We start from the raw sequence: 26,974 nt of genomic DNA, 5'->3' as shown, positions 1-26,974 counted from the left end.
GGCACCCGCAGCCAGCCGAGGAGGACCGGTGAACACGACACGGCGCACGGACGGGCAAGAGGCCCCCGCCGAGGGCCTGGCCACCTACCGCCGGGCCGCGGACTACGTGGCCGCGGCCATGATCCACCTACGGGACAACGTGCTGCTCGACGAGCCCCTCCGGCCCGAGCACCTCAAACCGCGCCTGCTCGGACACTGGGGTTCCTGCCCCGGCATCACCCTCGTCTACGCGGCCCTCGACACCCTGATCCGCGAGCGCGGCACGGAGGTGCTGCTGGTGACCGGACCGGGGCACGGGGCGCCCGCCATCCACGCGAACCTGTGGCTGGAGGGCACGCACGCGGAATTCGACCCGGACCTGAGCCGTGACGCGGACGGCCTGCGCGAGCTCAGCCGCCGCTACTGCGCGCCGGACGGCTTCCCGAGCCATCTGTCGCCGGCCGTGCCGGGCACCCTCCACGAGGGCGGCGAGCTCGGCTACGCCCTCTCCACCGCCTTCGGGGCCGCGCTCGACGCCCCCGCCCGGCTGGTGGCGTGCATCGTCGGGGACGGCGAGGCCGAGACGGGCCCGACAGCCGCCGCATGGCACTCGCCCAAGTACCTCGACCCCGCCACGAGCGGCGCCGTACTGCCCTTCCTGCACCTCAACGGCTACAAGATCTCCTCGCCCACCGTGTTCGCCACCATGTCCGACGGCGAGCTGACCGACCTGTTCCGCGGCTACGGCTGGGACCCGAGGATCGTCGACATGACCCGGGACCCGGACGGGCCGCAGCTCGTCGACGCGGTCGCCGACGCACACACCGCGATCACCGCCATCCAGCGCCAGGCGCGCTCCGCCGAGCCCCCCGCGCCCCGCCCCGCCTGGCCGATGATCGTGCTGCGCAGCCTCAAGGGCCAGGGCGCACCCGCCGAGGTGGCGGGAACCCGCATCGAGGGCACCTTCCACGCCCACCAGGTACCCCTGCCCGACGTCCACGAAGACCCGGAGCAGCTGCGTGCCCTGGAGGCGTGGCTGCGGTCCTACCGGCCGGAGGAACTCTTCGACGCCGACGGCCGGCCCGTCCCCGAGGTCACCGCCCGGTGCCCCGAGGGAGACCGGCGCATCGGCATGCGGGCCGCGAGCAACGGCGGAACACTGCGCCGCCCGCTGGACCTCCCCGCGCTGGAGCCCTACGCCGTCGCGCTCGACAAGGGCCCGGGCCGGACCCTGGCCTCACCGAACGAGGTGCTCGGCGACTGGCTGACCGACATCGTGCGCCGGAGCGAGGAGCGCCGCGACTTCCGCATCGTCTCGCCCGACGAACTCGCCTCGAACAAACTGGACGCCGTACTGGAGGTGACCGGACGCGCCTGCACCTGGCCGGTGGAGGAGTACGCGGAACACCTGTCCCGGGACGGCCGGGTCATGGAGATCCTCTCCGAACACAGCTGCCAGGGATGGCTCCAGGGATACCTCCAGACCGGCCGGCACGGCCTCTTCCCCACCTACGAGGCCTTCGCGTCCATCGTGGACAGCATGGTCAACCAGTACGCGAAATGGCTGAAGATGTCCGCCGAGGTGCCGTGGCGGGCACCGGTCAGCAGCCTGACGTACCTGCTCACGAGCGAGGGCTGGCGCCAGGAGCACAACGGCTACAGCCACCAGGGCCCCGGCTTCATCGACAACCTCCTGACGAAGAAGGCCACGGTCACGGGCGTCTACCTGCCACCCGACGCCAACACCCTGCTCGTCACCATGGAACGGCTCCTCGCCCAAACGGGAAAGGTCAACGCGGTGGTGTCCGGCAAACACGAGGCCGCCCAGTGGCTGGGCCTGGACGAGGCCCGGGCGCACTGCGCCGCCGGAGCCTCCGTGTGGCCGTGGGCGTCCGACGGCGGGGGAGCGGACCCCGAACTGGTCCTCGCCTGCGCCGGCGGGATCCCCACCGTCGAAACCCTGGCAGCCGCCGACCTGCTGAACAGGGACCTGCCGGACGCCCGCATCCGCGTCGTCAACATCGTCGACCTGTGCGCGCTCGCGCCCGGGGACCGGCACCCCGACGGCATGCCGGACGAACAGTTCCACACCCTCTTCGGCCGGGACATCCCCGTGGTCTTCGACTTCCACGGCTATCCGGCGGCCGTGCACCAGCTCCTGCACGGCCGGCCGGACCCGGGCCGGTTCCATGTCCGCGGGTACGTGGAGGAAGGCACCACGACCACCCCGTACGACCTCCTCGCGAGCAACGGCGTGTCCCGCCACGACCTCGCCATCACCGCGCTCCACCACCTGCGGGAACGGCACCCCGACGCCGAAGCCCTCGGCAGCCGGTACGCCGCCCACCGCGACCGGCTCCGCGCCGAGCTGCGCAACACCGGAGCGGACCCGGCGGAGATCACCGAGTGGAGGTGGGGCGCCTGACCCTCTCCCCGGTCCGCGCCGTCGGCGCAGGCGCAGGGCCGACCGGGTGACGGGCAGGCGTGTCCGGGACCCCCGGCGGCTCGCGCCGTGGTGATAGTCGGTGCGGCGGCCCGCCGGGGCCGCCCGCGACGAGGTACGGCGACGGGAGTACTGCTGATGACGAAGAAGACCGCGGCGGCATGCGTGATGGCGGCCGGCCTGCTGCTCGGCCCCCTGGGGACGCAGGGCTGGGCGGCCGAGGGGCACGCCGGCCCGGGTGCGGCGCGTCCGGCCGGGGCGCAGGCGGCTCACACCATCGGGGTCGTGGTGGCGCAAGCGCCCGTCAACGTGCGCAGCAAGCCCACGACCGTTTCCAAGGTGGTCAAGACGCTCTCGCCCCGGCAGCGGATCGGACTCCAGTGCCAGAAGCGCGGCAAGTGGGTGGACGGCAACCCGGTCTGGTACCGGCTGCACGGGGTCGACGGCTGGGTCTCGGCCCGCTACGTGCACAACCTCCAGCCGGTGAAGGCGTGCTGAACGGGCGGCGGCTCGCCTGAGCGGGGAACGGGCGGCCCTCACGGGCCGCCGCTCGGGCTACGGCCTGTTCGCGATCCCGCCGAGGTACTGGGTGACCGACTCCAGCCGGGCATCCAGGCTCCGCGTGCTCGCGGCGAGGTCCTGCAGTTCCCGGGCCGCCGCGAGGACGGCCAGCACGATCGCCCGTGCCGAGGGGTCACTGACGTCCTGGAGGGACGCGCGTGCTTCTTCGAAGAGCGGGTGGGACGGAGCTGACGATGTGGGATTCACGCCTGATCTCCTGTCAAGTCATGAGCCGGGTACGTCATGCCTCGTGGCACGCGTGGGCCTGTGTGCCCGCGGGTGCCCGCGCATGCGGCACGTATGCGTCACGTGCACCCCGTCCGGGCCCCCGCCTTCGACGCCCGCACGACCGCCCGCACCACCGCCCGCCCGGCTAAGGCTGCGCGCGGGTGCCGGCGAACACCCTGGCCGCGACGGTGAGGCGCATCGACTCCAGTGCGTCGATCTGAGTCTGCGCGCGGTTCAGCAACTCCTGCAAACGGCCTTCGTCCAAGGCGGACTCCCCGGGCGCGATCACGAGCAGGGTGGCCCACAGACAGGCCTTGCCCTCGACGCCGAGCCTCAGTCCCTCCAGCTCGATCAGCGTGCCCAGGCCCGATCGCCGCAGCAGGCGCCCGTTGAGCTTCAGACGTCCGGCCTTCTCCCCGGCCCAGCCTGCGGCGATCTTGTAGCGGCGCGGAGCGTGGCCGAGCGCGTGCATGATCGCCAGGAGGTCGTGGCGGTCCTGGGCGATCTCGCCGGCCAGGCGCGCCAGCTCCGGTCCGCGTGCTGTGCGCCGGTTCCTGCGCGCGACGCGGCGCGCGAGGTCGACGCCCGCGGTGGATCCCGCCAGGTGGTCGTTCAGATAGATCCCGAGCATGTCCCCGTGCAAATTCTCACTCCTCAGCCCTGGGGGAACGGCAGGGCGATCCATGCCCGCTGCGGCGGACCGGACAGCGCGGTACTGAGCCACCTGATCCGGCTTCCACCCGTACGGCCCCGGAGGCCGTCGGCCGGATGGACGCCGGATGGACGCCGGGCGGATGCCGGATCGAGGCAGGGTCCAGGCCGGGTTCAGGCCGGACCCCGGTCGGGTCAGGATGCGGAGACGATGGTGAAGAGGCCGCCGTCGGGATCGCTCAGGGTCAGGAGACGGGTGGCGGTCGTGGTCCGGACGGGTGACACGGTGCGGCCGCCGAGCCGGACCGCGGCCTCCGCCGCCTCCTCCAGGTCGGGCACCTCGAAGTGGACGTGCCAGCGCGGTCGGACCTGAGGGTCGGGAGCGGCCTCGACGGCTCCGCCGTCGATCCGGGCGACGGTGTCATGGCCGCGGCGGACCACCACGTGGTCGTGCTCGTAGGAGACGTCGCAGCAGCCAGGCCGTTCGCAGGCCCAGTCGAGGACCTCTCCGTAGAAGACGGCCGCGGCGAAGGCGTCACGGGTGCGCAGTTCGAGCCATACGGCGGCGCCGTCGCGCTGGGCCGTCCAGTCGGGGATGACCTCCCCCTCCCAGAACCCGAAGACCGCCCCGTCGGGGTCGGCCGCGAGCGCGGCCCGCCCGGTCCCGAAGGCCAGCGGGCCCACGCCCATCGTGGCCCCGCGCTCGCGCACCCGCGAGGCGGTCACATCCGCGTCGTCGACGGCAAAGTACGGGGTCCACGCCACCGGGATGCCCAGCCGCAGGGCCAGGGCGCCGATGCCGGCCACGGGCACTCCGTCGAGCAGGGCGATGGAGAAGCCCTCCCCGAGCCGGGTGGGACGGAACTTCCAGCCGAGCACGGCTCCGTAGAAATCCTGAGCGGCGCCGAGGTCGCGGGCCATCAGGCTGACCCAGCACGGTGCGCCGAACACTTCGTGGCTTGACGTCGACACCGTCACCGACCTCTCTCTCGCGCCCCGCGATCCACGGTAGACCCGGGCCGAGGGCCGCACGGAGAGGCGCGGCCGCTCCACAGCCCGGTATCGGCGCCGGCCGGCGGCGCCGCTCCCGGGCGGTGATACATCACGTAATGCTACGTTCTGCCGGGTATGACAACCCTGCCCGCCGCGGGAGCGCTCATGCCTGTCGGCCGTGCCCGACGTCCCGGGCGACGGTCAGGTGAGCCGGTGGTCGGCGTGCTGCCCGCGCCGGAAGCGCTCCAGTGCCTCTACGACGAGGGCGTGGTCGTCCAGCTGCGGCAGTCCCGACACGGTCACGGCGCCGATGACCCCCGCGCCCTCGACGGTCAGGGGGAAAGAGCCGCCGTGGGCCGCGTACCGGTCCGGGTCCAGGCGGGAGTCGGTGTCGAAGTCCTTGCCCCGGGCCCGGAAGCGGGTGCCGACCAGGAGCGAGGAGGCGCCGTACCGCTCCACGACGCGGCGCTTGCGCTCGATCCAGACGTCGTTGTCGGCGCTGGACCCGGGGAGCGCGCAGTGGAAGAGCTGCTGGGAGCCGCGGCGGATGTCGACGGCGACCGGAGCCGACCGCTCACGGGCCATGGAGACGAGCAGCGAGCCCAGCTCCCAGGCGTCCTCGTGGGTGAAGCGCGCCAGCGTCAGCCGTTCCTCCTGGGCCTCCAGGTCGGCCACGTCGGGGGCGGGGGTATGGCCGATGGGGCGGGCGGATTCGCTCTCGGGGTCTGTGCCAGTCATGGGCGCCACTTTGGCAACACTGTTGTCAAAGTGCAAGCGGAGGCGCGCCCGCCCGCCGCCGGGGCCCTGAGGGACGGTCGATCCCCGCGCGGCGGGTGCGTACGGCCGCCTACTCCTCGATGGCTCCGCCGGTGCGCCGCAGATGCCGGCGGAAGGTGTAGGAGGGGTCGGCGTCCCGCAGCACCAGGTAGTCGTCGAAGGCCGTCTGGCGGCGCAGGGTGTCGCCCGACCGGATCCGGCGGGCCTGCTCGCGCTCGGTCGCCCGGATGCGGCGCGCCGCCGCCAGCACCTCCTCGACGTGTTCGGCGGCGACGAACAGCACTCCGTCCGCATCGCCGAAGACGAAGTCCCGGCCGTCCACCAGGTGCGGCCCGAACCGTGCGGTGACCAGTGCCTCCGGTTCGCGCTCGTCGAGCCGCACCGGCCCGGGCGGGTGGCTGCCGTAGCTGAACACCGGGAGGCCGATCTCGGCCAGCTCCGGTGTGTCGCGGTGCAGCCCCCACACCACCAGGCCCGTCACCCCGGCCGTCCCGGCCTCCAGTACGGCCAGGTCGCCCACACACGCCTCGTCCGACCGGCCGCTGTTGTCGATGACCAGTACGTCATCCTGCTGGGCCTGGCCGAACGCCTCCAGGAAGACGTCCACGCTCCCGTAGTGGCGCACCGGCAGCACGCGCCCCGCTACCCGGTGCCCGGGTACGACCGGGCCGATGCCGGGCGGCGCGACGCGCAGCGGCACACCGGTACGGACACAGGCATCGGCCATGAGCGGCGTGGACAGGCTGGCGAAGGCCCTCAGCATGCCGTTTCCCCTTCTCGCGACGAACGGCTTCGATCAAGCACTTCACCCATGGTGCCCTGCCGACCCCTCGGGCCGTCGCCACGGGACGCCCCCGTCCGAGAGTCGTCCGCCCGCCGGTCGCCGCGCCGGACGCCCGTCAGCTGCTGCTGCGGTGCCGGCCGTGCCGGGGCTCGGGGATCGTGCTCAGGCGGGTTCGGGGGCTGCCGCCCGGTGTGCGGCCCGGGAACGGGTTGCGTCGCGCCTTGATGCCGGGAGCCGAGACGAGGAGGGCGATGGCGGCGGCGACAGCGATGAAGATGAGCCAGATGACTGTGGTCATGTTCCTTCCTTCCGTCAGGTGCTGACTTTCTGTCATCACTTCCTGTTACCGAAAACGAAGTGGATAAACACGATGAGTAGCTTCGGTGCACACCCATCCGGCCCGGCCGCCGCGACGAATGCCGGTTGTGAGGATCAACCGAAGGGCCTCGGAACTCCAGGCATTTGCCGCCGCGAGCGGGCTGCTGGCCGGTGTCACGGCACTGGCGGCCGGCGAGCTGAGCGCATCGCTCGTCCGCCCCCGGGCCGGCCCCGTCACCGTCGTCGGCGGATCGGCGATCGACCGGACCCCGGCCTGGCTCAAGGACTACGCGATCCGTACGTTCGGCGAGGACGACAAGGCCGTGCTCCGGATCGGGATCCTCGCCACCATCGCCGTACTCGCCACTCTGCTCGGCCTGTTCGCCCTGAGGCGCCGCCGCACGGGCTCGGCCGGCGTGCTCGCGTTCGGCGTCGTCGGCGCGGGCGCCGCGCTCGGCAGGCCGGACTCCACCGGCATCGCCGACGTGCTGCCCTCGCTGCTGGGCGCCCTCGCCGGATCCGCTGTGCTGTACGCCCTGGCCGGCGCACTGACCAGCAGTCCCGGCGCGCTCCCGGACGCCGGCGCCGCCGGTGAGGGGCCCGGCTGGAACCGGCGCGGCTTCCTGATCAAGGCCGCCGCCACCGTCGTGGCCGCCGCGGGAACCGGCGCCCTCGGCCGGGCCCTGACCGGGCGCCGCGGACAGGGCGCCGTCGCCTCGCGGGCCGCCGTGCGGCTTCCCGCACCCGCCTCACCGGCGGGCGCGATCCCGGCCCGGGCCGAGCTGCGCATCCCCGGAATCAGCGCGTTCACCACCCCGAACAAGGACTTCTACCGGGTCGACACCGCCCTGGTCGTCCCGAAGGTCGACGCCGACACCTGGCGGCTGCGCATCCACGGCAAGGGCGTCGCCCGCCCCCGCACCCACACCTTCCAGGACCTGCTCCGCCGGCCGCTGATCGAGCGGGACATCACGCTCACGTGCGTGTCGAACGAGGTGGGGGGCCCGTACGCGGGCAGCGCCCGCTGGCTCGGCGTACGCCTGGCCGACCTCCTCGGCGAAGCGGGTGTCAAGGCGCCGTCGAAGGGCGGACCGGCCGACCAGCTGGTGGCCCGCTCGGTGGACGGCATGACGCTCGGCGCCCCGGTCGAGGACGTGCTGGACGGCCGCGACGCGATGCTCGCCCTCGGGATGAACGGCGAACCCCTCCCGTTCGACCACGGCTTCCCCGTCAGGATGCTCGTCCCCGGCCTCTACGGATACGTCTCCGCCTGCAAGTGGATCCAGGACATCGAGCTCACCACCTTCGACGCGTACGACCCGTACTGGGTGCGCCGCGCCTGGGCGCGCAAGGCCCCGGTCAAGACCCAGGCCCGGATCGACACCCCGAAGCCCTTCGCCCAGACCCCCGCGGGCACCGTCATGGTCGCCGGAGTCGCCTGGGCGCAGCACCGGGGGATCCGGCGGGTCGAGGTCCGCGTCGACGACGGGCCGTGGGAGGACGCCCAGCTCGCCGAACAGGACAGCACCGACACCTGGCGCCAGTGGTGCTACCCCTGGAAGACCACGCCGGGCGGGCACCACCTCACCGTCCGCGCCACCGACGGCACCGGCCGGCTGCAGACCGAGCAACGCGCCCGGACGGTCCCAGACGGCGCCAGCGGCTGGCACAGCGTCTTCGTCACCGCCGGCCAGGACGGCGCGGCTCCGGGAACAACACCCTCCGGAGCCGTGCTCAAGACGACCACCGAGCGGGGCCGTCGAGCCACGTGAGCCCCGACCGGCGGACGGAGTGCGGGACAGCCCTCAGCCCCGGACCCGCGGCAGTCTGGCCACCAGAAGGGCCCCGGCCGGCGAGTCGTGGACCGCGAGGGAGCCTCCCAGGCGGGTGGCGATGTCGCGGGCGATGGCCAGGCCCAGGCCGGAACCGCCCTGGTCCCGGCTGCGTGCGTCGTCGAGCCGGGTGAACCGCTCGAAGACGCGTTCGCGCTCCGCGACCGGGATGCCCGGCCCGTCGTCCGACACCTCCAGCACCACCGCCGAGCCGGCCGCGTCGACGCGCAGGGCGAGCCGGACCCGGCGATCGGCGTGCCGCTGGGCGTTGTCCAGCAGATTGGTGACGAGCCGCGAGAGCCAGAGCGTGCTGCCGCGCACCATGGCCCCGGAGGCGATCTCCACCCGTACGGGGATCCGGTCCTGCCGGCGCGCCCGCGCCGCCTCCCGAGCCACCTCCGCGAGGTCGACGGGGGCGGAGGGAGCCGGTTCCGAGGTGTCGAGCCTGGCCAGCAGGAGCAGGTCCGCCGCGAGGTCCTGGAGCCGTACGGTGTCCTCCAGGGCGCCGCTGACCAGCTCGCCCCACAGAGCCGGGTCGGGGTGGGCCTGGGCGACCTCCAGCTGGGTGCGCAGCACCGTGATCGGGCTGCGCAGCTCGTGCGAGGCGTCGGCGATGAACTGGCGCTGACGCTTTCCGGCGGCCTCCAGCCGGTCCAGGGTGGCGTTCATCGTGACGGCGAGCCGGGCTATCTCGTCCTGGCTCGGCGGAACGGGCACGCGGCGGTGCAGATCGCGGTCGCTGATCCCGGCGACCTCGGCGCGGATCGCCTCGACCGGGCGCAGCGCCCAGCCCGTCACCCGCCAGGTGACGAGGGCCACCGTGAGGACGAGCAGCGGCACCACGACGGCCAGCGCGGCCACGATCATGTCGCCCGCCGCATCGGCCTGCCGCAACGAGGTGCCCACGTAGACGGTCACGAGCCCTTGGGAGGTGGCCGTCGTCACCTGCACGACGCGCTGGCGGTGCTCCTCCCGTACCGGCCTGCCGTTCCAGGTGTCGCGGACCGTGCCGGGTGCGCCGGGGCGCTTCCTCGTGACGGCGGGGCGGCCCAGCAGATTGGGGCTCGCCGCCATGACGCGGCCCTCGGCGTCGACGACCTGGAGGAAGTCCGTTCCCCGGCCCGGTACCAGCAGCGGGTCGAGCCGGCCCGCTGCCGCCAGAGCGGCGGTGGACACGGCCTGCCGCTCGGCGTCGGCCTGGGCGTTGCGCATCAGGTTCCCCTCCAGCAGCCCGAGCAGCGCGAAGGAGACGGTCCCGAGCGCCAGCGCGACCACGGCCGTCGCCCCGAGGGTGGCCCGGGCGCGTACGGACCGGGGCCGCAGCCCGCGGGCCGGGCCCAGGACCGGGCCCAGGACCCGGCCCCGCAGCCGGGCGAGGACGCGCGAGCCGATCCCGGAGCGGTCCGGCCCCGCGGGACGAACGGGCCGGTCGTGGGCATCCTGGGCGTCGTGCGTGTCGTGAGCGTCGTCGTGCCGGTCAGCCACCGTCGGCCGCCAGCCGGTAGCCCGCGCCGCGGATGGTCTCCACCGCGGTCCGCCCGAACGGCGCGTCGATCTTCCGGCGCAGCGCGCTGACGTGGACCTCGACCACGTTCAGGTCGCCGTCGTAGGCGGCGTCCCACACGTTGTCCAGGATCTCCCGCTTGGGTACGACTTCACCCGCCCGGCGGGCCAGATACACCAGGACCGCGAATTCCCGCGAGGTCAGGCGGGCTTCGGCCCCACCGCGGGTGCAGCGTTGCGCTGCCGGGTCTATCAGCAGGTCGCCGAACTCCATGACCTGTGGGCTGCGGCGGCCGGTGCGCCGGATCAGGGCGCGGAGCCTGGCCACCAGGACCACGTACGAGAAGGGCTTGGAGAGGAAATCGTCCGCGCCGGTGTCCAGCGCTTCCGCCTCGTCGTACTCCCCGTCCTTCGCGGTGAGCATCAGGATGCCCGACTCGCAGCCGGCGGCACGCAGCCGGGCGCAGACCCGGTAGCCGTTGAGGCCCGGCAGCATGATGTCGAGCACGATGGCGTCGTAGTCGTGCTCCGCGGCCAGCCACAGCCCCTGGTCGCCGTCGTGGGCGACGTCCACCGAGAAGCCCTCGGCCTGCAGCCCGCGTTGCAGAGCCGCGGCCAGTCGCCGCTCGTCCTCGACCACCAGTACGCGCATGGGGCCAAGGTACTCAGGTCACCCGGCCCGCTTGCTGAAGGGGTCTTCAGGTGGCTTCAGCGGAGCTTCAGCTTCCTGCGCGCAGGATCTGCCCTGCCGGGCGGAGGGCCCGGAGAATCCGAGGAGCAACCAGATGAGCCAGTCCACCCCGCAGCCGCCCGAGCACCCCGTGGGCCCCGATGAGAAGACCGTCGGCACGACGACCGGCACGACGACCGGCACGGCGACGGGAACCCGTGGCCGGCTCGTCCGGCTGACCCGCAACGGGCGCACGCGATGGGTGGTCCTCGGACTGGTGGTCCTGGTCGGCGGCGGTGCGGCGGCGGTCGCGGTGGCGGAGCACCACCACGGGAAGCGCGTCGCGATCGGGCACTTCCCCGAGGGCCGAGGACCCCACGGGCCCTTGCTCGCGGACGGCGGCCCGGCCATGGGCAAGAAGCTCAGGGGCGAAGCCCCCGCCGACGCGAAGCGCGAACGCCTCCTGGACGGACGACGGGAGGCCCTCCGTGATTCCGCCGGAGCCGCGGCCCCCGTGCCCCTCCCGGCCCTCCCGGCCGACCAGGCCGTGGAAAAGGCGGCGGGCGCCGTGCCCGGCGGCAAGGTCGAGTCGCTCCGCGTGATCGCCCAGCAGGGCGGCGGGAGCGCCTGGCAGGCCGTGGTCCTCGGTCCCGACGGCGTACGGCACAAGGTCACCCTGGCCGGCGGCGACGGAACGGTCACCGGCAACACCGTCGCGGCCGGGGGAGCGGGCAGGACCCGCTGACCCCGGGCAGGGCCGCTGCTCCCGCGCCGGCGGCCTTCGCGCCCGCCACGGCGCGCGTGGCGTCCCCGCCGTGGCGTTTCTGCGGTGAACCGGTTGCATCCGAAAGGGTGATGCCCGGCCGACGGGCTGTCGGGCGGGTGGTATCGGGGCTAGAACCGAGCCCGTGGTGATCACAGTGATGCGTGCGGCGGCCGCGATGGCCCTCGCCGTGCTCCCCCTCTGCCCGCCCCCTGCCGAGGTCCTGCCGGCCCGAGCGGCCGTCCGCGCCCTGGAGGTCTCCGACGAGTCGAGGGCCGGACCGGCGGGACGCGCCGCGGCGCCGGACGGCGCGCCGCGTCCCCCGACCCGACCCGTGCCACCACCCGCGCCCCGGCCCGCGCCCCGCGACGGTGCGCGCGCGTGCGGCCGCGCCGCCGTGCCATCGGTGGCCGGCCAGGGCAGAACGGGCCGGCTCCGGTGCCGGATCCGGATCTGGTGCCGTACGCAACGGCCGGCGCACGCGGGGAGGGCGCAGCTGCTGCCGGGCCCCCCGGCCTCCCCGAGGCCCGCTCGTACGGCCGGTCGCGCGTGACCGGCACCGGTCGGCAACGCTCCGGCCGCGGCGCGGTGGAAGCCGTCACGAGCCGGCTGGTGCGGCGCTCCGTGCCGGTGCTGGTCTGCTCCGCCGTCCTGCACATGACGGTCACCGTGACGGCTACGGACATGTTCGACCTGCGCGTCTACTACCAGGCGGCTCCCGAGCTGCTGAGCGGACACCTCTACGACTTCCGCCTCCTGCGGGCAGACGCGGACGCGCCGCGGTTGCCCTTCACCTACCCGCCGTTCGCGGCCCTGGTCTTCCTGCCCCTGTCCTGCCTTCCGTGGTGGCTGGCGGTGCTGCTGTGGCACACGCTCTCGCTCGCCGCGACGGTCGTGCTGGTCCGCGGCTCGCTGGGGCTGCTTCCGCCCGGCAGCGCCCCGTACGACACCCGGCACGTCCAGCTGTGGACGGCCGTCGCCCTGTGGCTGGAGCCGGTGCGCCACGGCCTCGGGCTCGGCCAGATCGGGCTGATCCTCGGCGCCCTCTCGCTCTGGTCCGCCACCCGCAGCAGGGCCTGGGTGGCGGGTGCCGGGATCGGGGTGAGCGCCGGGGCCAAACTCACCCCGGCCGTCTGCGCGCTGTACTTCCTCGCGGCCCGGAAGTGGACGACCGCCGGGTGGGCCGCGCTCGTCTTCCTGGGCACGGCGGCGCTGGCGGCCGCCGTCGCGCTGCGGGAGTCGCTCCGCTACTGGGGCCAGGTCATGGGCGACACCAGCCGCATCGGCCCGACCGCCGCGGTGGAGAACCAGTCCCTGCGCGGCTGCCTGGCCCGGCTCATGGGTGAGGGCGGGCCCTGGTGGCCGCTGGCCGTGCTCGCCTCCGCCGCGGTCGCCGGGCTGGCGCTGCGGGCGGCCCGGCGTCGCGGCGACACCCTCGCGATGCTCCTCTCGGTGCAGCTCTTCGGGCTCCTGGCCAGCCCGGTCTCCTGGAGCCACCACTGGGTCTGGGCGCTGCCCGCGCTGATCTGGCTCGGCTACGGACCCGCCCGCGGGCGCCCCCTCGCCCGGGCGGCCGCCGTGGCCTGGAGTGCGGCCACGGCCTGCTGGATCGTCCCCGTCCTGCACAAGGTGGCGGCCCAGCCGATGTCCTGGCCCCTCGCGGTGGCGACCTGCGTGTACCCCCTCTGCGCGGTCCTCACCTTCGCGGCGATCGCGGAACCCCGCCGCGCCACCCACCGGGGGACCGTGGGGCCGCAACGGGTCCGGGCACACGTCGAACACGCCCCGCAGCCCTGGACGTCGTAACTGCCGTGCGGGGCGGGCGCGGGCGCTGCGGTCAGGTGAGCAGGGCGGCGCCGAACTCGGCGAGCAGCAGCACGGACGCGGCCAGCAGCAGACCGGCCGCGCCGAGCAGGAGGCGGAACCCCCGCGTGCCGATGCGGCGCCGGGCCCGGGACACCGAGACCGCGAGGACGGCCTTGCTGCCCACCAGCAGGGCGTAGAAGCCGAGGAGGAACCCGCCGGCGGCGGGCGGCCCCTGCCGCCAGGCCGCCACCAGCACCGGGGCACCCGTGGTCAGCCAGAACGTCCACGGGTGCGGGCTGAGCAGGTTGGCCAGCGCCCCCTGCCGCAGCGCCCGCTCCCATGCCGTCCCCCGTTCCTCAGCGCCGGTGTCCGGCGCGCGAGTTCGCGACCGCACGCCCCCTGCCGCACGCCCCCTACCGCACGCCCCCTACCGCACGCCCACGCCGCACGCCGCCCGGCGACCGTGCGTTCCCCGGCGCGGAGCCGGCCGTGTCGTACGGTGATGCGCGGCTGGACCCGTCACGAAGTCAGATCCCCGCCGAGGCCGGATTGATGTCCGAACGAACAGCGAACGGCAAGACATGCTGCTGACGATCCCCCCGGAAAGCCTCACCACCACAGACCTGCCCCCGCGGCCCCGGAAGGGCCCGCGGAGCCCGGCCGCCGCACTCTCCGCCGCGGTCTCCATGGGTGCCTACTGCCTCGCGATGGCCGTGCACGGCACCTACCCCTTCGGCGCCCGCTCGCGCGCGGTCAACGACCTCGGAAACCAGTTCGTCCCCTTCCACGCCCACCTGTGGGACCTGATGCACGGCAACGCCCAGGGGGACTTGACCTTCAACTGGGGCAGCGGCTTCGGAGTGCCCTTCCTGGCCGACTTCTTCACCTATCTGATGAACCCGTTCTCCTGGCTGGTCGGGCTCTTCCCCCGGGACCGGATCGAGATTCCGGTCTTCCTCGTCACGCTGCTCTGCATCGGTCTCGCCACCGCCCTGATGACGCTCTACCTCGGCCGGCTGCGCCCCGGCTCGCCCTGGCTGCGCGCAGCGCTGTCCGTCGGCTACGGAGTCAGCGCCTGGACGATCTCCACGGGCTTCGCCGACCCCATGTGGATGTGGGGGCTGGTGGCCTTCCCGCTGCTCGGCTTCGCGTACGACTGGTGCCTGCGCCGCCGCCACTGGGTGCCCGGCACCCTCCTCGTCCTCGCCTCCTGGGCCGGAAACTTCTACACCGCCGCCATGGCCACCCTCGGCATGGGACTGATCCTCCTGGTCAGGCTCCTGCTCGACGAACGCCCCGCGGCCGACCGGGGCCGCGTCCTGCTGCGGGCCCTGTCCATGACGGCGGTCGGCTCGGCGCTGACCGCCCCCGCGCTCACGGTCAGCCTCACCGCGAGCAAGGCGTCCCAACCGGCCCCGGAGGCCACCTACCTGCCGCCCGCACTCGGCGACTACCTGGCCCACCTGCTCCCCGGCGGCCTCCACACCAGCGGGCCCCTGATCTCCGTCGGCGTGCTGCCGCTGCTGCTGGTCCTGACCTACCCCTTCATGCGGCGCGTGCCGGGCAGGGAACGGACCGCCTGGTGCCTCCTGCTCGTCCTGGTCGGCCTCTCCTACGTCTGGACACCGACGATCCTGCTCTGGCACGGCCTCGCCATGCCCAACGGAGGCCCGTACCGCGCCTCCATCGCCCTCACGGCCATGCTCGTGGCCGTGGCCTGGCTGGCCCTCGCCGCCCGGCCGCGCCCCCGGGAACTGCTGGCCGGAGCCGGGACGCTGGGCGTGCTGCTCCTCTCCGTCGGCGCCAGCGACTACCTCACGCCCACCACGTGGACGCTCACCGCGGCAGGAGGCGCCGTGACAGCGGCGCTCCTGGCGTGGCTCCACCGCCTCCACCGCCCCGGCGGCCACGACCGTCCGGGCCGCCTCCACCGCCGACGCGGCCCCGGCGCACGGACCGCCGTCACCGGCGCACTGATCGGCACGGTGTTCGCCGCCACCGTGTCCACCGTCCTGTCCGTGACCGAACTGCGGGACCAGGACGACTGGTGGCGCCCGAAGCGGACCCTCGACGCCGAGTCGCTGACGGCGTACCGGGCGATCAGGGACGAGGAGCGCTGGCCGGTCACCCGAAGTGACGCCGGCCCCCACGAGTTCGCCGACAACGACCCGCTCCTGCTGGGCGGCCAGGGCGGCGCCTACTACAGCAGTTACCTGCCCGCGAGGACCGCCGACACCCTGCACCAGCTTGGCGCGGGCTGGTACATGAGGGGCCGTCACACCCTCAGCTTCACCGACCCGGTCGGCCGCGCGATCATGGGTGTCAGCAGCTACCTCGAAGCGGACGGCCCGACCGGATTCACCCGGGCGACCGCGGCCGCGCCCCCGGTGGTCACCCTCCGTCAGGGCGCGCCCGCCGCAGCCGAACCTCACGAGTCCGTCTTCGCCCGCCAGGAGCGGGTGCTCGGCGCCAGGGTCTACACGGTGCCCGCCCTGGAGCGTCCCGAAGCCCCCTGGGTCACCCCCGACGGAGCCGGCGGCCGCCGGCGGCTGCCCGGCCGTACCTGGACCACGTACACCGCCACCTGCAAGCCCGGTTCCCCGGCATTCGTGTACGCCCCCTGGTTCTCCGGCTCCCTGCGCTCCCGCGACGCCGTGTACGAGCGGCTGGCCGCATGGGACACGACCGCCAACGGGATGATGCCGCTCGGGACGGTCCCGGCGGACGGCAGGATCACCCTGAAGCTGGCACCGGCCCGCGGCCAGCACATCCCCGCGGCTCCCCTCGCCTGCCTCGACCCCGCCGAACTCGACGCCGCGATCGACCGGTTGAAGGCCACCGGTCCTCGCCGGATCACGGCGGGCGGTCACTCGATCGCGGCCGTCTTCCCGCCGCACACCACCGGTACAGCCGTGGTCTCGGTCCCCGCCGTGGACGGCTGGTCCTGCTCGGTGGACGGACGCGCGGCGAAGGCGCCGGGGACGCTCGCCGGGCTCATCGCCGTGGACCTGGGATCCGGGGGATCCCGCGTCTCCTGCTCGTACCGCACCCCCGGGCTGAACACCGGACTGGTGGTCAGCGCTCTCGCGTTGACCGTACTGTTGGCAGTCGGCCTCGGGGGTGCGGTCCGCGAGCGGCGACGCACACGGGCCTCGGCGCATCACCGATCGATCGTCCTGGAGGCATGATGTCGCAGCAGTCCACGGCCGCCACCCATCGGCTCGTCCCGTCGCCCGCGGGCCGGATCCACCTGGTGGAACAGGGAGCGGGGCCGCTGGTGCTGCTGGTGCACGGCTTCCCCGAGACCTGGTACTCCTGGCGCCATCAACTCCCGGCGCTGGCCGCGGCCGGGTACCGCGCGGTCGCCGTCGACGTGCGCGGCTACGGCCGTTCCTCCAGGCCCGCCGGTACGGATGCCTACCGGATGCTCGACCTGGTCGAGGACAACGTGGCGGTGGTGCACGCCCTGGGCGAGCGGTCCGCGGTGATCGTCGGCCACGACTGGGGCGCGAACATCGCGGCCGGCTCCGCGCTGGTCAGGCCGGACGTGTTCCACGCGGTGGGGCTGCTCAGCGTTCCCTACAGCCCGCGCGGCGGACCGCGCCCCAGCGAGGTCTTCGCGCGCATGGGCGGGGACGAGGAGTTCTACGTCTCCTACTTCCAGCAGCCCGGACGCGCCGAGGCCGAGATCGAGCCCGACGTACGCGGCTGGCTCGCGGGCATCTACGCCGCACTGTCCGCGGACACCATGGCCGCACCCGGCGCCCCGGACCCGCACTTCATCGCCCGGGGCGCGGCGATGCGCGACCGGTTCCCCGCCGGGCGACTGCCCGGCTGGCTCAGCGAGAGCGACCTCGACGTCTACGCGGGGGAGTTCGAGCGCACCGGCATGAGCGGGGGCCTCAACCGGTACCGGAACATGGACCGGGACTGGGAGGACCTGGCCGACTTCGACGGCGCCCCCATCAAGCAGCCGTCCCTGTTCATCGGCGGCGGCATGGACGCCTCCACCACCTGGCTGGCCGACGCGATCAAGGCGTACCCCGTCACGCTGCCCGGCCTGCTCTCCTCCCACATCCTCGACGGCTGCGGCCACTGGATCCAGCAGGAACGCCCCGAAGAGGTCGACCGGATCCTCATCGACTGGCTCGCCGCCCTGCCCGGCTGAAGGCGCTCAGCAGCCGGGGCCGGACCCGGCCTCAGAGCCGGGCCGGTCCCGGCGGCCGGGCCGGTCAGTCCCCTTCCGGCTCCGGCAGCAGCTGCTCCGACCAGATGACCTTGCCCTCGGGGGTGTACCGGGCTCCCCAGCGGCGGCTGATCTGGGCCACGAGGAAGAGCCCCCGGCCGCCCTCGTCCGTGGTGGTGGCGTAGTGCAGGCGCGGTGAGCTGCTGCTCCCGTCGAAGACCTCGCAGGTGAGCACCTGGTCGAACAGGAGCCGCACGCGGACCGGCGCGGAGCCGTGGCGGATGGCGTTGGTGATCAGCTCGCTCAGTACCAGCTCCGTACCGAAGGCGAGCTCGGACAGGCCCCACTCCTCCAGCTTCGCCACGGCGAGGGACCGCAGGGACCCGACCGCGCTCGGTTCGAAGGGCACCTCCCACTCCGCGAGGCGATCCGGGCTCAGCGCCGATGTCCGGGCGACCAGCAGCGCCACGTCATCACGCGGGTGCACCGGCAGCAGCTGCTCCAGGACGGCCCGGCAGGTCTCCTCGGGCTTGCGGTCGGCGTGGGCCAGGGCCGAGCGGAGCAGGCGGAGCCCCTCGTCGATGTCCCGGACCCGGTCCTCGATCAGCCCGTCGGTGTACAGCACCAGCTGACTGCCCTCGCTCAGGTCCAGCTCCGTCGACTCGAAGGGGAAACCGCCCAGCCCCAGCGGGGCTCCCGCGGGCAGTTCCGGGATCTCCACGCTGCCGTCCGGCCGGACGACGGCCGGTGGCATGTGCCCGGCCCGCGCCACCGTGCAGCGCTGCGTCACCGAGTCGTACACCGCGTAGAGGCAGGTGGCCCCGAGCAGGCTGCCGTCGGCGCCGCCCTCCCCGCCCTGGTCGATGTACTGGACGAGGTCGTCGAGACGGGCCAGCAGCTCGTCGGGAGGCAGGTCCAGGGACGAGAAGTTGAGCACGGCCGTGCGCAGCCGGCCCATGGCCGCCGCCGCGTGGAGGCCGTGGCCGACGACGTCGCCGACGACGAGCGCGACCCGGCTGCCGGGGAGCGGGATCACGTCGAACCAGTCGCCGCCCACGCCGGACTGCGCGGGCAGGTAGAAATGGGCGACCTCGACGGCGTTCTGCTCGGGAAGGTCACGGGGCAGCAGGCTCCGCTGGAGCGTCACGGCCAGGGCGTGCTCCCGGGTGTAGCGGCGCGCGTTGTCGATGGTGATCCCGGCCCGGGCCACGAGCTCCTCCGCCAGCGACAGGTCCTCTTCGTCGAAGGGTTCGGGCTTCTGCGAGCGCCAGAAGTTGACCAGGCCGAGCACCACACCACGGGCCTTGAGGGGCGCCGTGATCAGGGAGTGGACGCCGTAGTCGAGGATGGCCCGCGCCCGCTCCGGGTCCTGCGCGTACCAGCCCGGGGCATCGGCCAGGACGGGGATCAGCTCGGCCCGGCCGCTGCTGAGGCCGCGCGCCTGAGGCGTGGAGGGCACGAAGTCGATCAGCCTGCCGCGCGGGTAGAGCGGGACGTCGTCGCGGATGCCGCTGAAGCCGGTGCGGAGCAGGTCGGGCGTGGTGCTGGTGGGCTCGTCGCCGTGCAGGACGGCCTCGGCCAGTTCCACGGTCGCGAAGTCCGCGAAGCGGGGTACGGCCACGTCCGCCAGCTCCTGGGCGGTCTGCTCCACGTCGAGGGTGGTGCCGACCCCGACGCCGGCGTCGTACAGCAGCCTCAGCCGTCGGCGGACCGCCTCGGCCCGGGTGCTGAGGATGCGCATCTCGGTGGAGTCGCGGATGGTCACCGCGGCCCCCTCGGGTCCGCCGCCGGGGCGTGTCGGCCTCTGGTTGATCACCAGGAGCCGCTCCCCGGCCTCGTGCACCTCGTCGGTGGCCACCCGGCGGGAGAGCAGGAGGTCGGCGAGGGGCCGGTCGAGCCCCGGCAGCTGTCCGACGTTCTGCCCCTCGGCATCGGGCGGCAGCCTGAGCAGACGTTTCGCCTCGTCGTTCGCGAGCAGCAGCTGCCCGCTGCCATCGGTGATCAGCACCCCTTCGCGGACGGCGTGCAGCACCGCGTCGTGATGCTCGTACATGCGCGTCATCTCGAGGGGGCCGAGCCCGTGCGTCTGCCTGCGCAGGCGCCGGCTGATCAGCCACGCCCCCGCCGTGGCCAGGGCGAGGCCGGCCGCGCTGGCCCCGAGGATGACGGGGAGCTGCCGGTTCACCAGGCCCGTCACGCTCTTCACCGTGAGACCGGCCGACACCAGCGCCTCGACCCGGCCGTCGGGCGCGAAGACCGGCACCACGGCCTGGATCTCCTTGCCCAGCGGGCCCTGCACGCTCTCGGTGTGCACCTTGCCGGCCAGCGAGGGCGCGATCGTGCCCACGAACCGCTTGCCGATGCGGTCGGGGAGGGGATGCGTGTAGCGGATGCCGTTGGTGTCCATCACGACGATGAAGTCGACCCCGGCCTGCTTGCGCGTCTCCTCGGTGAGCGGCTGGAGGAGCTTCGAGGGATCGGGGGACTGCAGGGCCGCATGCAGCCCGATCGAGTGGGCGAAGGTCTCGGCGACCGCGACCGACCGGGTACGGGCCTCCCGGTCGATGTCGTGGCGCGACTGGAGCACCAGCGCCAGGACCGCTCCGGCGGCGAGCAGCACCACGATCGCCACCTGAAGGACGAATACCTGTCGGGCGACGCTGCGGGGCCGATTCCGGCTCAGTGACCGCACCGACGTCCCCGGTACGGGTTGCAAGGATGGGTCACAAACTATTTGTAGCACTGCTGCGCACCCACGGTCCGGATCCGCGCGGACCCTTTTGGTTGACAGGACAAGCACGGCGGGTGGTCGCGGGGGACTCTTCCGGTCGGGAGCGGGCTGTGGCCTGGCCCGTTCCGGCGCGGCGTGCGGCCCCGCACGCGCTCCCCCAGACTGTGGGGGTGAGTCGTACGCGTACGGCCTTGCTGTGCGTCGCCGGTCTGATCGCCGCGATCCTCCCGGCCGGGACCGCTGCCGCCCCCGTCTCCGCCGCCACCGAGGCGCCGAGCTGTGTGAGCACCCAGGGCCCCGCGCAGGGTGAGGCGCGCCGGATCCTCACCATCGCCCAGCAGGCCCGGCGGGAGCTCGGCCTGAACGCGGTCGTCCTGCGCGTCACCTCCGGGACCCGGGACGTGCTCACCACCGCCCTCGGTGAATCGATGACCGGTGTCCCGGCCCAGCCGTCGATGCGGTTCCGTACGGGGTCGGTGGGCATCGTCTACATGGCGACCACGCTGCTCCGGCTCGTCGACCAGGGCAAGGCCCGGCTCGACGACCCGGTCTCCCGCTGGCTGCCGGATCTGCCGTACGCCTCGGAGATCACCCTGCGGATGCTGGGCAGCTCCACGTCCGGCCTCCACGACTACGTCACGGACCCGAAGTTCCTGGACGCCGTCGAAGCCGCCCCCTTCCGCGAGTGGACCCCGGCCGAGGTGATCGGGATCTCCACCGCGCACCCGCTCTGGTACAAGCCGGGCACCAATTGGAGCTACTCCCACGCCAACTTCCAGATCCTCGGCGCCGCCCTGGAGAAGATCAGCGGCCGCCCGCTGGACCGGCTGCTCACCGAGCAGGTCATGGGACCGCTCGGACTGAGCCGGACGAGCAACCAGGACACCCCGCAGATCCCGGCGCCCGTGCTCCACGCCTTCACCTCCGAGCGCGGCACCTATGAGGAATCCACCTACTGGAACCCCTCGTGGACCACCGCTCCCGGCGCGGTCCTGACCCAGGACATCTGCGACCTGGCCCGCTCGGCCCGTGCCATCGGCACCGGCGAGCTGCTGTCGCCGCAGTCCTTCAAGACCCAGCTCGACCCGGGCACGGTCGGCCTGGGGCACGCCACGACCGCCTGCCCGGCCACCGTCTGCCTGACCAACAAGGCCTCCCAGCACTTCGGATTCGGTCTCATCGTCATCAATGACTGGATCCTGACGAACCCGTCGTTCTCGGGCTACGCGGCCATGCAGGCCTACCTGCCGAGCGAGCAGCTCTCGATCGCCGTCAGTACGACGATGGGCCCCAAGAGCCCCGGGACCAACTCGGCCCAGACCATCGCCGAACGCATCGCCGCGGCCCTCACCCCCGAGCACCGGCTCAAGGCCGACTGACCTCCCCCGGCCGGTGGCAGCGGCCCCCAGACGACGACAGCCCCCTTCCATGCGGCGAAGGGGGCTTCTTCGTGCGCCCGCGCACAGCCGTGTGACGTACGGCATGCGCCGGTGACGGCGTAGGCGGCCGAGACAGCAGCAGCGACAGCAGCGGTGATAGCGCCGCGACGGGCGCCGTGATAGCTCCGGGATTCCCGGCCCCCCTAGGTTCTTGCCGTCAGCCGATGAGCGGGACGGCCGACCGGTCCGGCCCGTGTCGAGGCCCGACGCGCAGCAGGCCCCGCAGAAACAGCCCGTGGCGGCCTCGCCCCGTCCTCCCCCCTTCACAGGAGCCATCCGTGCAGCTTCGCCATGCCTTCCGCCGGTCCGCCGCCACCGTCGCCTTCGGGGCCACGACCCTCGCCCTGGTCACCTTCACCTCGGCTCCCGCCCAGGCCGCCGCCATCTGCGGCGGAGACGTCTCCGTGTACGGCACGCTCGCCGACGGCCGCCTGACGTACACGGCGATAGCCCCCGACACCGGAGACCGGGTCAAGACCCTGATCGGCCCCGCCCTCGGCTTCACGCCCAAAGCCATGGCCACCCTGAACTTCAACACCGTCCTCGTGACCTCGACGGCCGGCGAGCTGTACCGCGTCGACATCCAGACCAACGACAACGCACTGGCCCTGGCGGGCGTCACGAAGATCTGGGAGAGCGGCTGGACCTTCGACAAGATGACCTACGACGGCGCCGGCCACCTCTACGGCACGGTCGCCGGCCAGCTCCACCGCTACAACGTCTCCCAGCCCAAGCCCAGCGGACCCGCCCACATCGCCAAGCACGCGGTGATCGACGAGGGCTTCACCCTCAAGACGCTCGCCGCCGCGGGCGACGACGTCCTCATCGCCTCCACGGCCGACGGCAAGCTGCTCTCCTACCAGGTCAACGGCGTGGGGGACTGGGAGCGTTCGGAACTCAAGAGCGACGGCTGGTCTGCGGTCGACAGCCTCGTCTCGCCCGGTGGCGGCCTCTACTACGGCCGTACGAACGGCGGCATGTACTGGTACCACGACGCCGACCCCACCGACGGCAAGGGCAGCGACATCGCCTACCACCCCGCCGACCCGGTCGACAGCAGCGGCTGGACCCAGACCCTGCTCTCCGCCTTCGCCAACGACTGCACCTACCGGCCCCCGACACCGCCCAACCCGACGCCGTCCACCCAGGGCGGCCAGATCGCCCGCAGCGAGATCATGAGCCGCGCCGCGAACTGGCTGGCCCGCGACGTCCCGTACAACCAGGGCGCCACGGCGACCGACCCCGACGCGGACCACCGCTACCGCACCGACTGTTCCGGCTTCGTCTCCATGGCCTGGCACGCCGGCCGGAGTTACACGACCCGGGACATCGACAGCGCCGGCACCGTCATCTCCAAGTCCGACCTCCAGCCGGGGGACGCCCTCAACACCCTGGACGGTCACGTCGTGCTCTTCGAGAAGTGGGTCGACAAGGGCGCCGGGAAGTTCTCCTACATCCACGAGGCCAACACCTCCGACGACATGATGCGCGGCCAGGACTACCTCAACGGCGGATCGGACGCCCGGATCGCCGGCCACGCCGCCTCCGGCTACGTGGCGCTGCGCTACGACAAGGTCATCGGCGGCTAGGCCGCCGGCGACCCGGCTCGGCCGAGGCCGCCGACGACCTCCCGGCCGGGAATCCGTGGCGATCCCCGGCCGGGAGCCGCGGCGGGCGGGGATACTGCTGGCGGGAGCCGCCGCCGCAGAGGGCCGGCGCGGCGGGCCGAGCAGGCGGGGGTGGGGAGCATGTCGGGGCCGGGACGTCCGCGCCGATCGCGCGGTGAGCTGATCCGTCGGCGGGTGCAAGCGCAGTTCGTGGGCCGGCGGGCGCAGTTGTCGCTGTTCGCGGAGAACCTCGCGAAGGACCCGGAGGGGGAGGAGGACCCGGCCGAGTTCCTGTTCCACGTGCGCGGGGTGGGCGGGGTCGGCAAGTCCACCCTCCTGCGGCAGTGGCAGGAGACGGCGCGACGTGCGGGCGCGGTGACCGCGGTGGTGGACGAGGGCGATGTCCACGGGGTGCGCCAGGCCCTGACCGAGCTGGCACGGCAGTTGGCGGAGCAGACGAGCCCCCTCAAGGAGTTCGACCGGGCCGCCGAGCAGTACCGGCGCGAGCAGCAGGCCGCTGACGCGCCGATGCCGTCCGAGGGCGCCGCAGCGGCGGCGGGCCAGGCGTCCCTGTCGAGCCAGATGGTGGCCCAGGCCGCTTTCGGCGCGGCCTCGCTGATCCCCGGAGCCGGAGTGGTGACCGCGATGGCGAACCCGGACGCCGCGGCCCAGGGGCTGGACCGGCTGCGGGCCGGGGCGCGGGGCCGGGGCCGTCGGGCGCGGGCGGGCGACGCCGTGGGTGTGAGCCGGGCGTTCGTCTCCGAGCTGGTCCGGCTGAGCGGCCGGCATCCGTGGGTCGTGCTGTTCCTCGACACCTGGGAGCAGACCGAACGCTACCTGGGCGACTGGCTGCGGGACCTGCTGGACGACGCGTTCGGGCCGGCGCCGGCCAACCTCATGGTGGTGCTGGCCGGGCGCGACGAACTGGAGGAACGGGAGTGGGCGGCGCTGCGGCCCCTGGTGGCCGACGTACCGCTGGAGGAGTTCACCGAGGCGGAGACCCGGACGCTGCTGGCGGCCAGGGGAGTGACGCAGCCGGGGGTCGCGGAGGCGGTGTGGCAGCTGTCGATGGGGCTGCCCCTGCTGGTGGAACTCCTCGCGCTGGCCCAGCCCGGGGCCGCCGAGGACGTGGACTCGGGCGGCGACGTGGTGGACGCGGCGGTCGAGCGGTTCGTGCAGTGGATCACGGACAGCGGGCAGCGCGAGGCCGTACTGGCGTGCGCGCTGGCACCGCAGCTGAACGAGGACGTGTTCGCCGCCGCAGTACCCCAGGAGGCACTGGGCCTGTGGCCGTGGCTGTGCGGGCAGCCGTTCGTCACCGGCCACGGCGACTTCAAGCAGTACCACGCGGTGGTGCGCGCGAGCATGGTGCGACAGCAGCGCACCCGCTCCCCCCAGCGCTGGACCGCCGCCCACCACAGGCTCGCCGACTCCCACGCCGCGTGGCGGACGGCCGCCGAGCAGGGTCTGCCCGACGCGAAGCGGTGGGGCGATCCCCGGTGGCGCCGGCACCACCTCGACGAGACGTACCACCGGCTCTGCGCACGGCCCTCGGCCCATCTGGCGGCCGCGCTGGAGCAGGCCGTCCACGCCGCCGGACAGGACACGGCGGTCCTGCGGCAGTGGGCCGACTCCTTGGAGCAAGCGGCCCGTGACACCGCGGATCCGGCCCTGCTGCTCTGGGCCGACCTGCTGCAGAAGGCCGTGGCCGCCGACGAGCCCGCCCTGGCCGCTCTCACCGCGCTGCTCGGCCACGGCCACCTGGCCCCCACCGCCCGGGCCTGGGCCCACACCTACCGGGGCCGCCACCTCTACCTTGCCGAACTCGACGAGCAGGCCTGCGCCGAACTCGACCGGGCCGTCGCGGCCGACCCGCTGAACTCCCGGGCCTGGGCCTTCCGGGGCAACACCTACCGCTGGCTCGGAAACACCGACCGGGCCGTCGCCGACCTCACGGCCGCCCTCGACCTGGACCCGGCCTACGCATGGGCCCTCGCCCGGCGCGGCGAAGCGCACCAGCAGGCCGGCCGGTACGACCAGGCCATGGCCGATCTCAACGCCTCCCTCGAACTCGATCCGACGGACGCCTGGGCCCTCGCCGAGCGCGGCGAAGCCCACCATCAGGCGGGCCGCTTCGAGGACGCGATCGGCGACTTCACCGCCTCCCTGGAACGTGACCCGACCTACGCGTGGGCCCTGGGCTCCCGCGGGCAGGCCCACCGCGGCGCCGGCGACCTGGACCGGGCCGTCGCGGACCTCACCGCGGCCCTGGAACTCGACCCGACCCTCGCCTGGGTCCTGGGTTCCCGCGGAGCGACCCACCACCAGGCCGGCCGCTACGACGAGGCGGTCGGCGACTACACCGCGGCCCTGGAACTCGACCCCACCTTCGCCTGGGCCCTCGGCTCCCGCGGCGAGACCCATCGCGCGGCCGGCCGCTTCGACCAGGCCGTCGCCGATCTCACCGCGGCGCTGGACATCGACCCCGCCCTCGCCTGGGCCCTCGGGGTACGCGGGGAGGCCCACCGGCAGGCCGGCCACCTCGACAGGGCCGTCACGGACCTCACGGCCGCCCTGGACATCGACCCGGACCTCGCCTGGGTGCATGCCGAACGCGGAGAGGCCCACCGGCTGGCCGGCCGGTACGAGCAGGCCATCAGCGACTTCGATGCCGTCCTGGACCGCGACCCGGCGTACGCGTGGGCCCTGGGCTCCCGCGGGCAGGCCCACCATCAGGCCGGCCACTTCGACCGGGCCCTCGCCGATCTCACCGCCGCCCTGGAACTCGACGGCACCCTCGCCTGGGCCCTGGGCTCCCGCGGAGAGGTCCACCGTCAGACGGGCCGCTACGAGCAGGCCGTACGTGACTACACCGCCGCCCTGGAACTGGACCCCGCGTACGCGTGGGCGTTCTCGGGCCGCGGCGAGACCCACCGTCAGACGGGCCGTTACGAGCAGGCCGTCGGCGACTTCACCGCCGCCCTCGACCTGGAGCCCGACGACGCCTGGTACCTCGGCCAGCGCGGTGTCACCCGACGCCAGATGGGAGACCTCGCGGGCGCCCGCGAGGACCTCGCGCGGGCCCTCGCGGCCCAGCCCGACGACCTTGACCTCATGTTCGAGATGACCATGCTCGAGACGGTCGAATCCGGTCTCGCTGCCTGCGCGGAGCAGTGGACCGAACTGCTGGACCGCCCGCCGGGGAACCCGTTGGCCGACGCCGCCTTCCAGCTGCTCCGGGTTCTGGTGTCCGGCAGCCTCGGTGGGGTGGCTGAGGCCGCCGAGCGCTTCCTCGCGACGGACCCGGGCCACGACGTCCTCACGGACCTGCGCCTCTACCTCGCCGAACTCGCCACCCGGGAGGACGGATTGGCGGAGCGCGCGCGGGAGTGCGGCCGGATCGTCTCCGCCGCCGCACGAGGGGCGGAAGGCGATCACGGTCCGGCTCGGGAGCGTTCGGGAGGCCCCATTGCCGGGCGCCCCGGAGGTGGCTAACGTCGGGCCGCGTCAACTCTGCACCAACACACCTTTGTTGTGGGAGGCACGTATGACCCAACGCTCCGTGCAGGAACGCGCCGGTATGGACGACGCGAGCACGACCCTCCTCGTGGACGAAGAGCCGGAGTTCCAGGAGGTCGACCTCTTCGGAACGGCCCTGATCCAGGGCTCCTGCGCCAACCCGACCCCGGACGAGTAGCCGCCG

The 26,974-nt window shown here is 73.5% G+C and carries 21 protein-coding genes; 11 read left to right on the top strand and 10 right to left on the bottom strand.

The features are described 5' to 3' along the window. Positions 1 to 28 precede the first annotated feature (28 nt). Together ACZ4TG_RS09770 and ACZ4TG_RS09765 are read left to right on the top strand one after the other, a co-directional pair. Positions 29 to 2,404, top strand: coding sequence for a phosphoketolase family protein (locus ACZ4TG_RS09770; RefSeq protein ID WP_468161093.1), 2,376 nt, complete (start codon positions 29 to 31; stop codon positions 2,402 to 2,404). Between the two features lie 156 nt (positions 2,405 to 2,560). Continuing rightward, entirely contained in the window at positions 2,561 to 2,920 is a 360-nt protein-coding gene (locus tag ACZ4TG_RS09765; protein ID WP_468161092.1) for an SH3 domain-containing protein, read from the top strand. A 57-nt stretch (positions 2,921 to 2,977) separates the two neighbouring features. Here the strand turns inward: ACZ4TG_RS09765 and ACZ4TG_RS09760 are convergent, their stop codons facing one another. The 6 genes from ACZ4TG_RS09760 to ACZ4TG_RS09735 form a co-directional block, all read right to left on the bottom strand. Then, the gene (locus ACZ4TG_RS09760; RefSeq protein WP_468161091.1) at positions 2,978 to 3,190 is read right to left on the bottom strand and encodes a hypothetical protein; all 213 of its coding nucleotides are present in this window, start codon (positions 3,188 to 3,190) and stop codon (positions 2,978 to 2,980) included. Between the two features lie 166 nt (positions 3,191 to 3,356). After that, entirely contained in the window at positions 3,357 to 3,842 is a 486-nt protein-coding gene (locus tag ACZ4TG_RS09755) for a hypothetical protein (RefSeq protein ID WP_468161090.1), read from the bottom strand. Positions 3,843 to 4,057: 215 nt separating this feature from the next. Next, on the bottom strand, positions 4,058 to 4,783 hold the full coding sequence (locus tag ACZ4TG_RS09750; RefSeq protein ID WP_468161462.1) for a VOC family protein: 726 nt from the start codon (positions 4,781 to 4,783) through the stop codon (positions 4,058 to 4,060). Positions 4,784 to 5,056: 273 nt separating this feature from the next. Beyond that, entirely contained in the window at positions 5,057 to 5,593 is a 537-nt protein-coding gene (locus ACZ4TG_RS09745; RefSeq protein WP_468161089.1) for a heme-degrading domain-containing protein, read from the bottom strand. 109 nt (positions 5,594 to 5,702) lie between these two features. Then, on the bottom strand, positions 5,703 to 6,395 hold the full coding sequence (locus ACZ4TG_RS09740) for an RraA family protein (RefSeq protein ID WP_468161088.1): 693 nt from the start codon (positions 6,393 to 6,395) through the stop codon (positions 5,703 to 5,705). 136 nt (positions 6,396 to 6,531) lie between these two features. After that, positions 6,532 to 6,714, bottom strand: coding sequence for a hypothetical protein (locus tag ACZ4TG_RS09735; RefSeq protein WP_468161087.1), 183 nt, complete (start codon positions 6,712 to 6,714; stop codon positions 6,532 to 6,534). Between the two features lie 118 nt (positions 6,715 to 6,832). On the opposite strand from ACZ4TG_RS09735, the gene ACZ4TG_RS09730 reads away from it, so the two are divergent. Next, positions 6,833 to 8,506 carry a molybdopterin-dependent oxidoreductase gene (locus ACZ4TG_RS09730; protein ID WP_468161086.1) on the top strand — a complete coding sequence of 558 codons (1,674 nt, stop codon included), beginning with the start codon at positions 6,833 to 6,835 and terminating at the stop codon, positions 8,504 to 8,506. Between the two features lie 33 nt (positions 8,507 to 8,539). Here ACZ4TG_RS09730 and ACZ4TG_RS09725 read toward each other — a convergent pair whose 3' ends face one another. Both ACZ4TG_RS09725 and ACZ4TG_RS09720 read right to left on the bottom strand, forming a co-directional pair. Next, complete coding sequence (locus ACZ4TG_RS09725) at positions 8,540 to 10,051, bottom strand: sensor histidine kinase (RefSeq protein WP_468161085.1); 1,512 nt, start codon at positions 10,049 to 10,051, stop codon at positions 8,540 to 8,542. Continuing rightward, positions 10,044 to 10,721, bottom strand: coding sequence for a response regulator transcription factor (locus ACZ4TG_RS09720; protein WP_468161084.1), 678 nt, complete (start codon positions 10,719 to 10,721; stop codon positions 10,044 to 10,046). The genes ACZ4TG_RS09725 and ACZ4TG_RS09720 overlap by 8 nt, the downstream gene beginning before the upstream one ends. A 133-nt stretch (positions 10,722 to 10,854) precedes the next feature. On the opposite strand from ACZ4TG_RS09720, the gene ACZ4TG_RS09715 reads away from it, so the two are divergent. Continuing rightward, positions 10,855 to 11,484, top strand: a complete 630-nt coding sequence (locus ACZ4TG_RS09715; RefSeq protein WP_468161083.1) for a hypothetical protein — start codon at positions 10,855 to 10,857, stop codon at positions 11,482 to 11,484. 567 nt (positions 11,485 to 12,051) lie between these two features. Further along, positions 12,052 to 13,308, top strand: coding sequence for a glycosyltransferase 87 family protein (locus ACZ4TG_RS09710; RefSeq protein WP_468161082.1), 1,257 nt, complete (start codon positions 12,052 to 12,054; stop codon positions 13,306 to 13,308). A 31-nt stretch (positions 13,309 to 13,339) separates the two neighbouring features. On the opposite strand, the gene ACZ4TG_RS09705 is transcribed toward ACZ4TG_RS09710, so the two are convergent. After that, entirely contained in the window at positions 13,340 to 13,702 is a 363-nt protein-coding gene (locus ACZ4TG_RS09705; protein WP_468161081.1) for a hypothetical protein, read from the bottom strand. A 187-nt stretch (positions 13,703 to 13,889) separates the two neighbouring features. Here ACZ4TG_RS09705 and ACZ4TG_RS09700 point away from each other — a divergent pair, with 187 nt between their 5' ends. Beyond that, a complete protein-coding gene (locus ACZ4TG_RS09700; RefSeq protein ID WP_468161080.1) occupies positions 13,890 to 16,496 on the top strand; it encodes a YfhO family protein in 2,607 nt (868 codons plus the stop codon). Next, positions 16,496 to 17,476, top strand: coding sequence for an alpha/beta fold hydrolase (locus ACZ4TG_RS09695; RefSeq protein WP_468161460.1), 981 nt, complete (start codon positions 16,496 to 16,498; stop codon positions 17,474 to 17,476). Before ACZ4TG_RS09700 ends, ACZ4TG_RS09695 begins: the two co-directional genes overlap by 1 nt. Before the next feature lie 64 nt (positions 17,477 to 17,540). On the opposite strand, the gene ACZ4TG_RS09690 is transcribed toward ACZ4TG_RS09695, so the two are convergent. Continuing rightward, complete coding sequence (locus ACZ4TG_RS09690) at positions 17,541 to 20,186, bottom strand: SpoIIE family protein phosphatase (RefSeq protein WP_468161079.1); 2,646 nt, start codon at positions 20,184 to 20,186, stop codon at positions 17,541 to 17,543. 209 nt (positions 20,187 to 20,395) lie between these two features. Between ACZ4TG_RS09690 and ACZ4TG_RS09685 the strand changes: the two genes are divergently transcribed. The 4 genes from ACZ4TG_RS09685 to ACZ4TG_RS09670 all read left to right on the top strand — a co-directional run bounded on the left by ACZ4TG_RS09685 (position 20,396) and on the right by ACZ4TG_RS09670 (position 26,968). After that, positions 20,396 to 21,604 (top strand): serine hydrolase domain-containing protein, encoded by a 1,209-nt coding sequence (locus ACZ4TG_RS09685; RefSeq protein ID WP_468161078.1) that lies wholly within the window; start codon positions 20,396 to 20,398, stop codon positions 21,602 to 21,604. Positions 21,605 to 21,942: 338 nt separating this feature from the next. After that, the gene (locus ACZ4TG_RS09680) at positions 21,943 to 23,253 is read left to right on the top strand and encodes a tachylectin-related carbohydrate-binding protein (protein WP_468161077.1); all 1,311 of its coding nucleotides are present in this window, start codon (positions 21,943 to 21,945) and stop codon (positions 23,251 to 23,253) included. A gap of 213 nt (positions 23,254 to 23,466) precedes the next feature. Further along, positions 23,467 to 26,766 (top strand): tetratricopeptide repeat protein, encoded by a 3,300-nt coding sequence (locus tag ACZ4TG_RS09675; RefSeq protein WP_468161076.1) that lies wholly within the window; start codon positions 23,467 to 23,469, stop codon positions 26,764 to 26,766. A gap of 52 nt (positions 26,767 to 26,818) precedes the next feature. Beyond that, the gene (locus tag ACZ4TG_RS09670) at positions 26,819 to 26,968 is read left to right on the top strand and encodes a hypothetical protein (RefSeq protein WP_468161075.1); all 150 of its coding nucleotides are present in this window, start codon (positions 26,819 to 26,821) and stop codon (positions 26,966 to 26,968) included. The last annotated feature ends 6 nt before the right edge of the window (positions 26,969 to 26,974 follow it).

The sequence above is a fragment of the Streptomyces sp. NPDC028314 genome, from assembly GCF_055565795.1.
Note: the sequence above shows the minus strand (reverse complement) of the source record. Positions and strands in the feature narration are given on the sequence as shown.

Coding starts and splice junctions, on each gene's coding strand:
- ACZ4TG_RS09740 (WP_468161088.1), bottom strand. CDS start 6,395: ATGCTGAGGGCCTTCGCCAGCCTGTCCACGCCGCTCATGGCCGATGCC.
- ACZ4TG_RS09715 (WP_468161083.1), top strand. CDS start 10,855: ATGAGCCAGTCCACCCCGCAGCCGCCCGAGCACCCCGTGGGCCCCGAT.
- ACZ4TG_RS09750 (WP_468161462.1), bottom strand. CDS start 4,783: ATGGCCCGCGACCTCGGCGCCGCTCAGGATTTCTACGGAGCCGTGCTC.
- ACZ4TG_RS09755 (WP_468161090.1), bottom strand. CDS start 3,842: ATGCTCGGGATCTATCTGAACGACCACCTGGCGGGATCCACCGCGGGC.
- ACZ4TG_RS09700 (WP_468161080.1), top strand. CDS start 13,890: ATGCTGCTGACGATCCCCCCGGAAAGCCTCACCACCACAGACCTGCCC.
- ACZ4TG_RS09720 (WP_468161084.1), bottom strand. CDS start 10,721: ATGCGCGTACTGGTGGTCGAGGACGAGCGGCGACTGGCCGCGGCTCTG.
- ACZ4TG_RS09765 (WP_468161092.1), top strand. CDS start 2,561: ATGACGAAGAAGACCGCGGCGGCATGCGTGATGGCGGCCGGCCTGCTG.
- ACZ4TG_RS09730 (WP_468161086.1), top strand. CDS start 6,833: ATGCCGGTTGTGAGGATCAACCGAAGGGCCTCGGAACTCCAGGCATTT.
- ACZ4TG_RS09670 (WP_468161075.1), top strand. CDS start 26,819: ATGACCCAACGCTCCGTGCAGGAACGCGCCGGTATGGACGACGCGAGC.
- ACZ4TG_RS09735 (WP_468161087.1), bottom strand. CDS start 6,714: ATGACCACAGTCATCTGGCTCATCTTCATCGCTGTCGCCGCCGCCATC.
- ACZ4TG_RS09695 (WP_468161460.1), top strand. CDS start 16,496: ATGTCGCAGCAGTCCACGGCCGCCACCCATCGGCTCGTCCCGTCGCCC.
- ACZ4TG_RS09745 (WP_468161089.1), bottom strand. CDS start 5,593: ATGACTGGCACAGACCCCGAGAGCGAATCCGCCCGCCCCATCGGCCAT.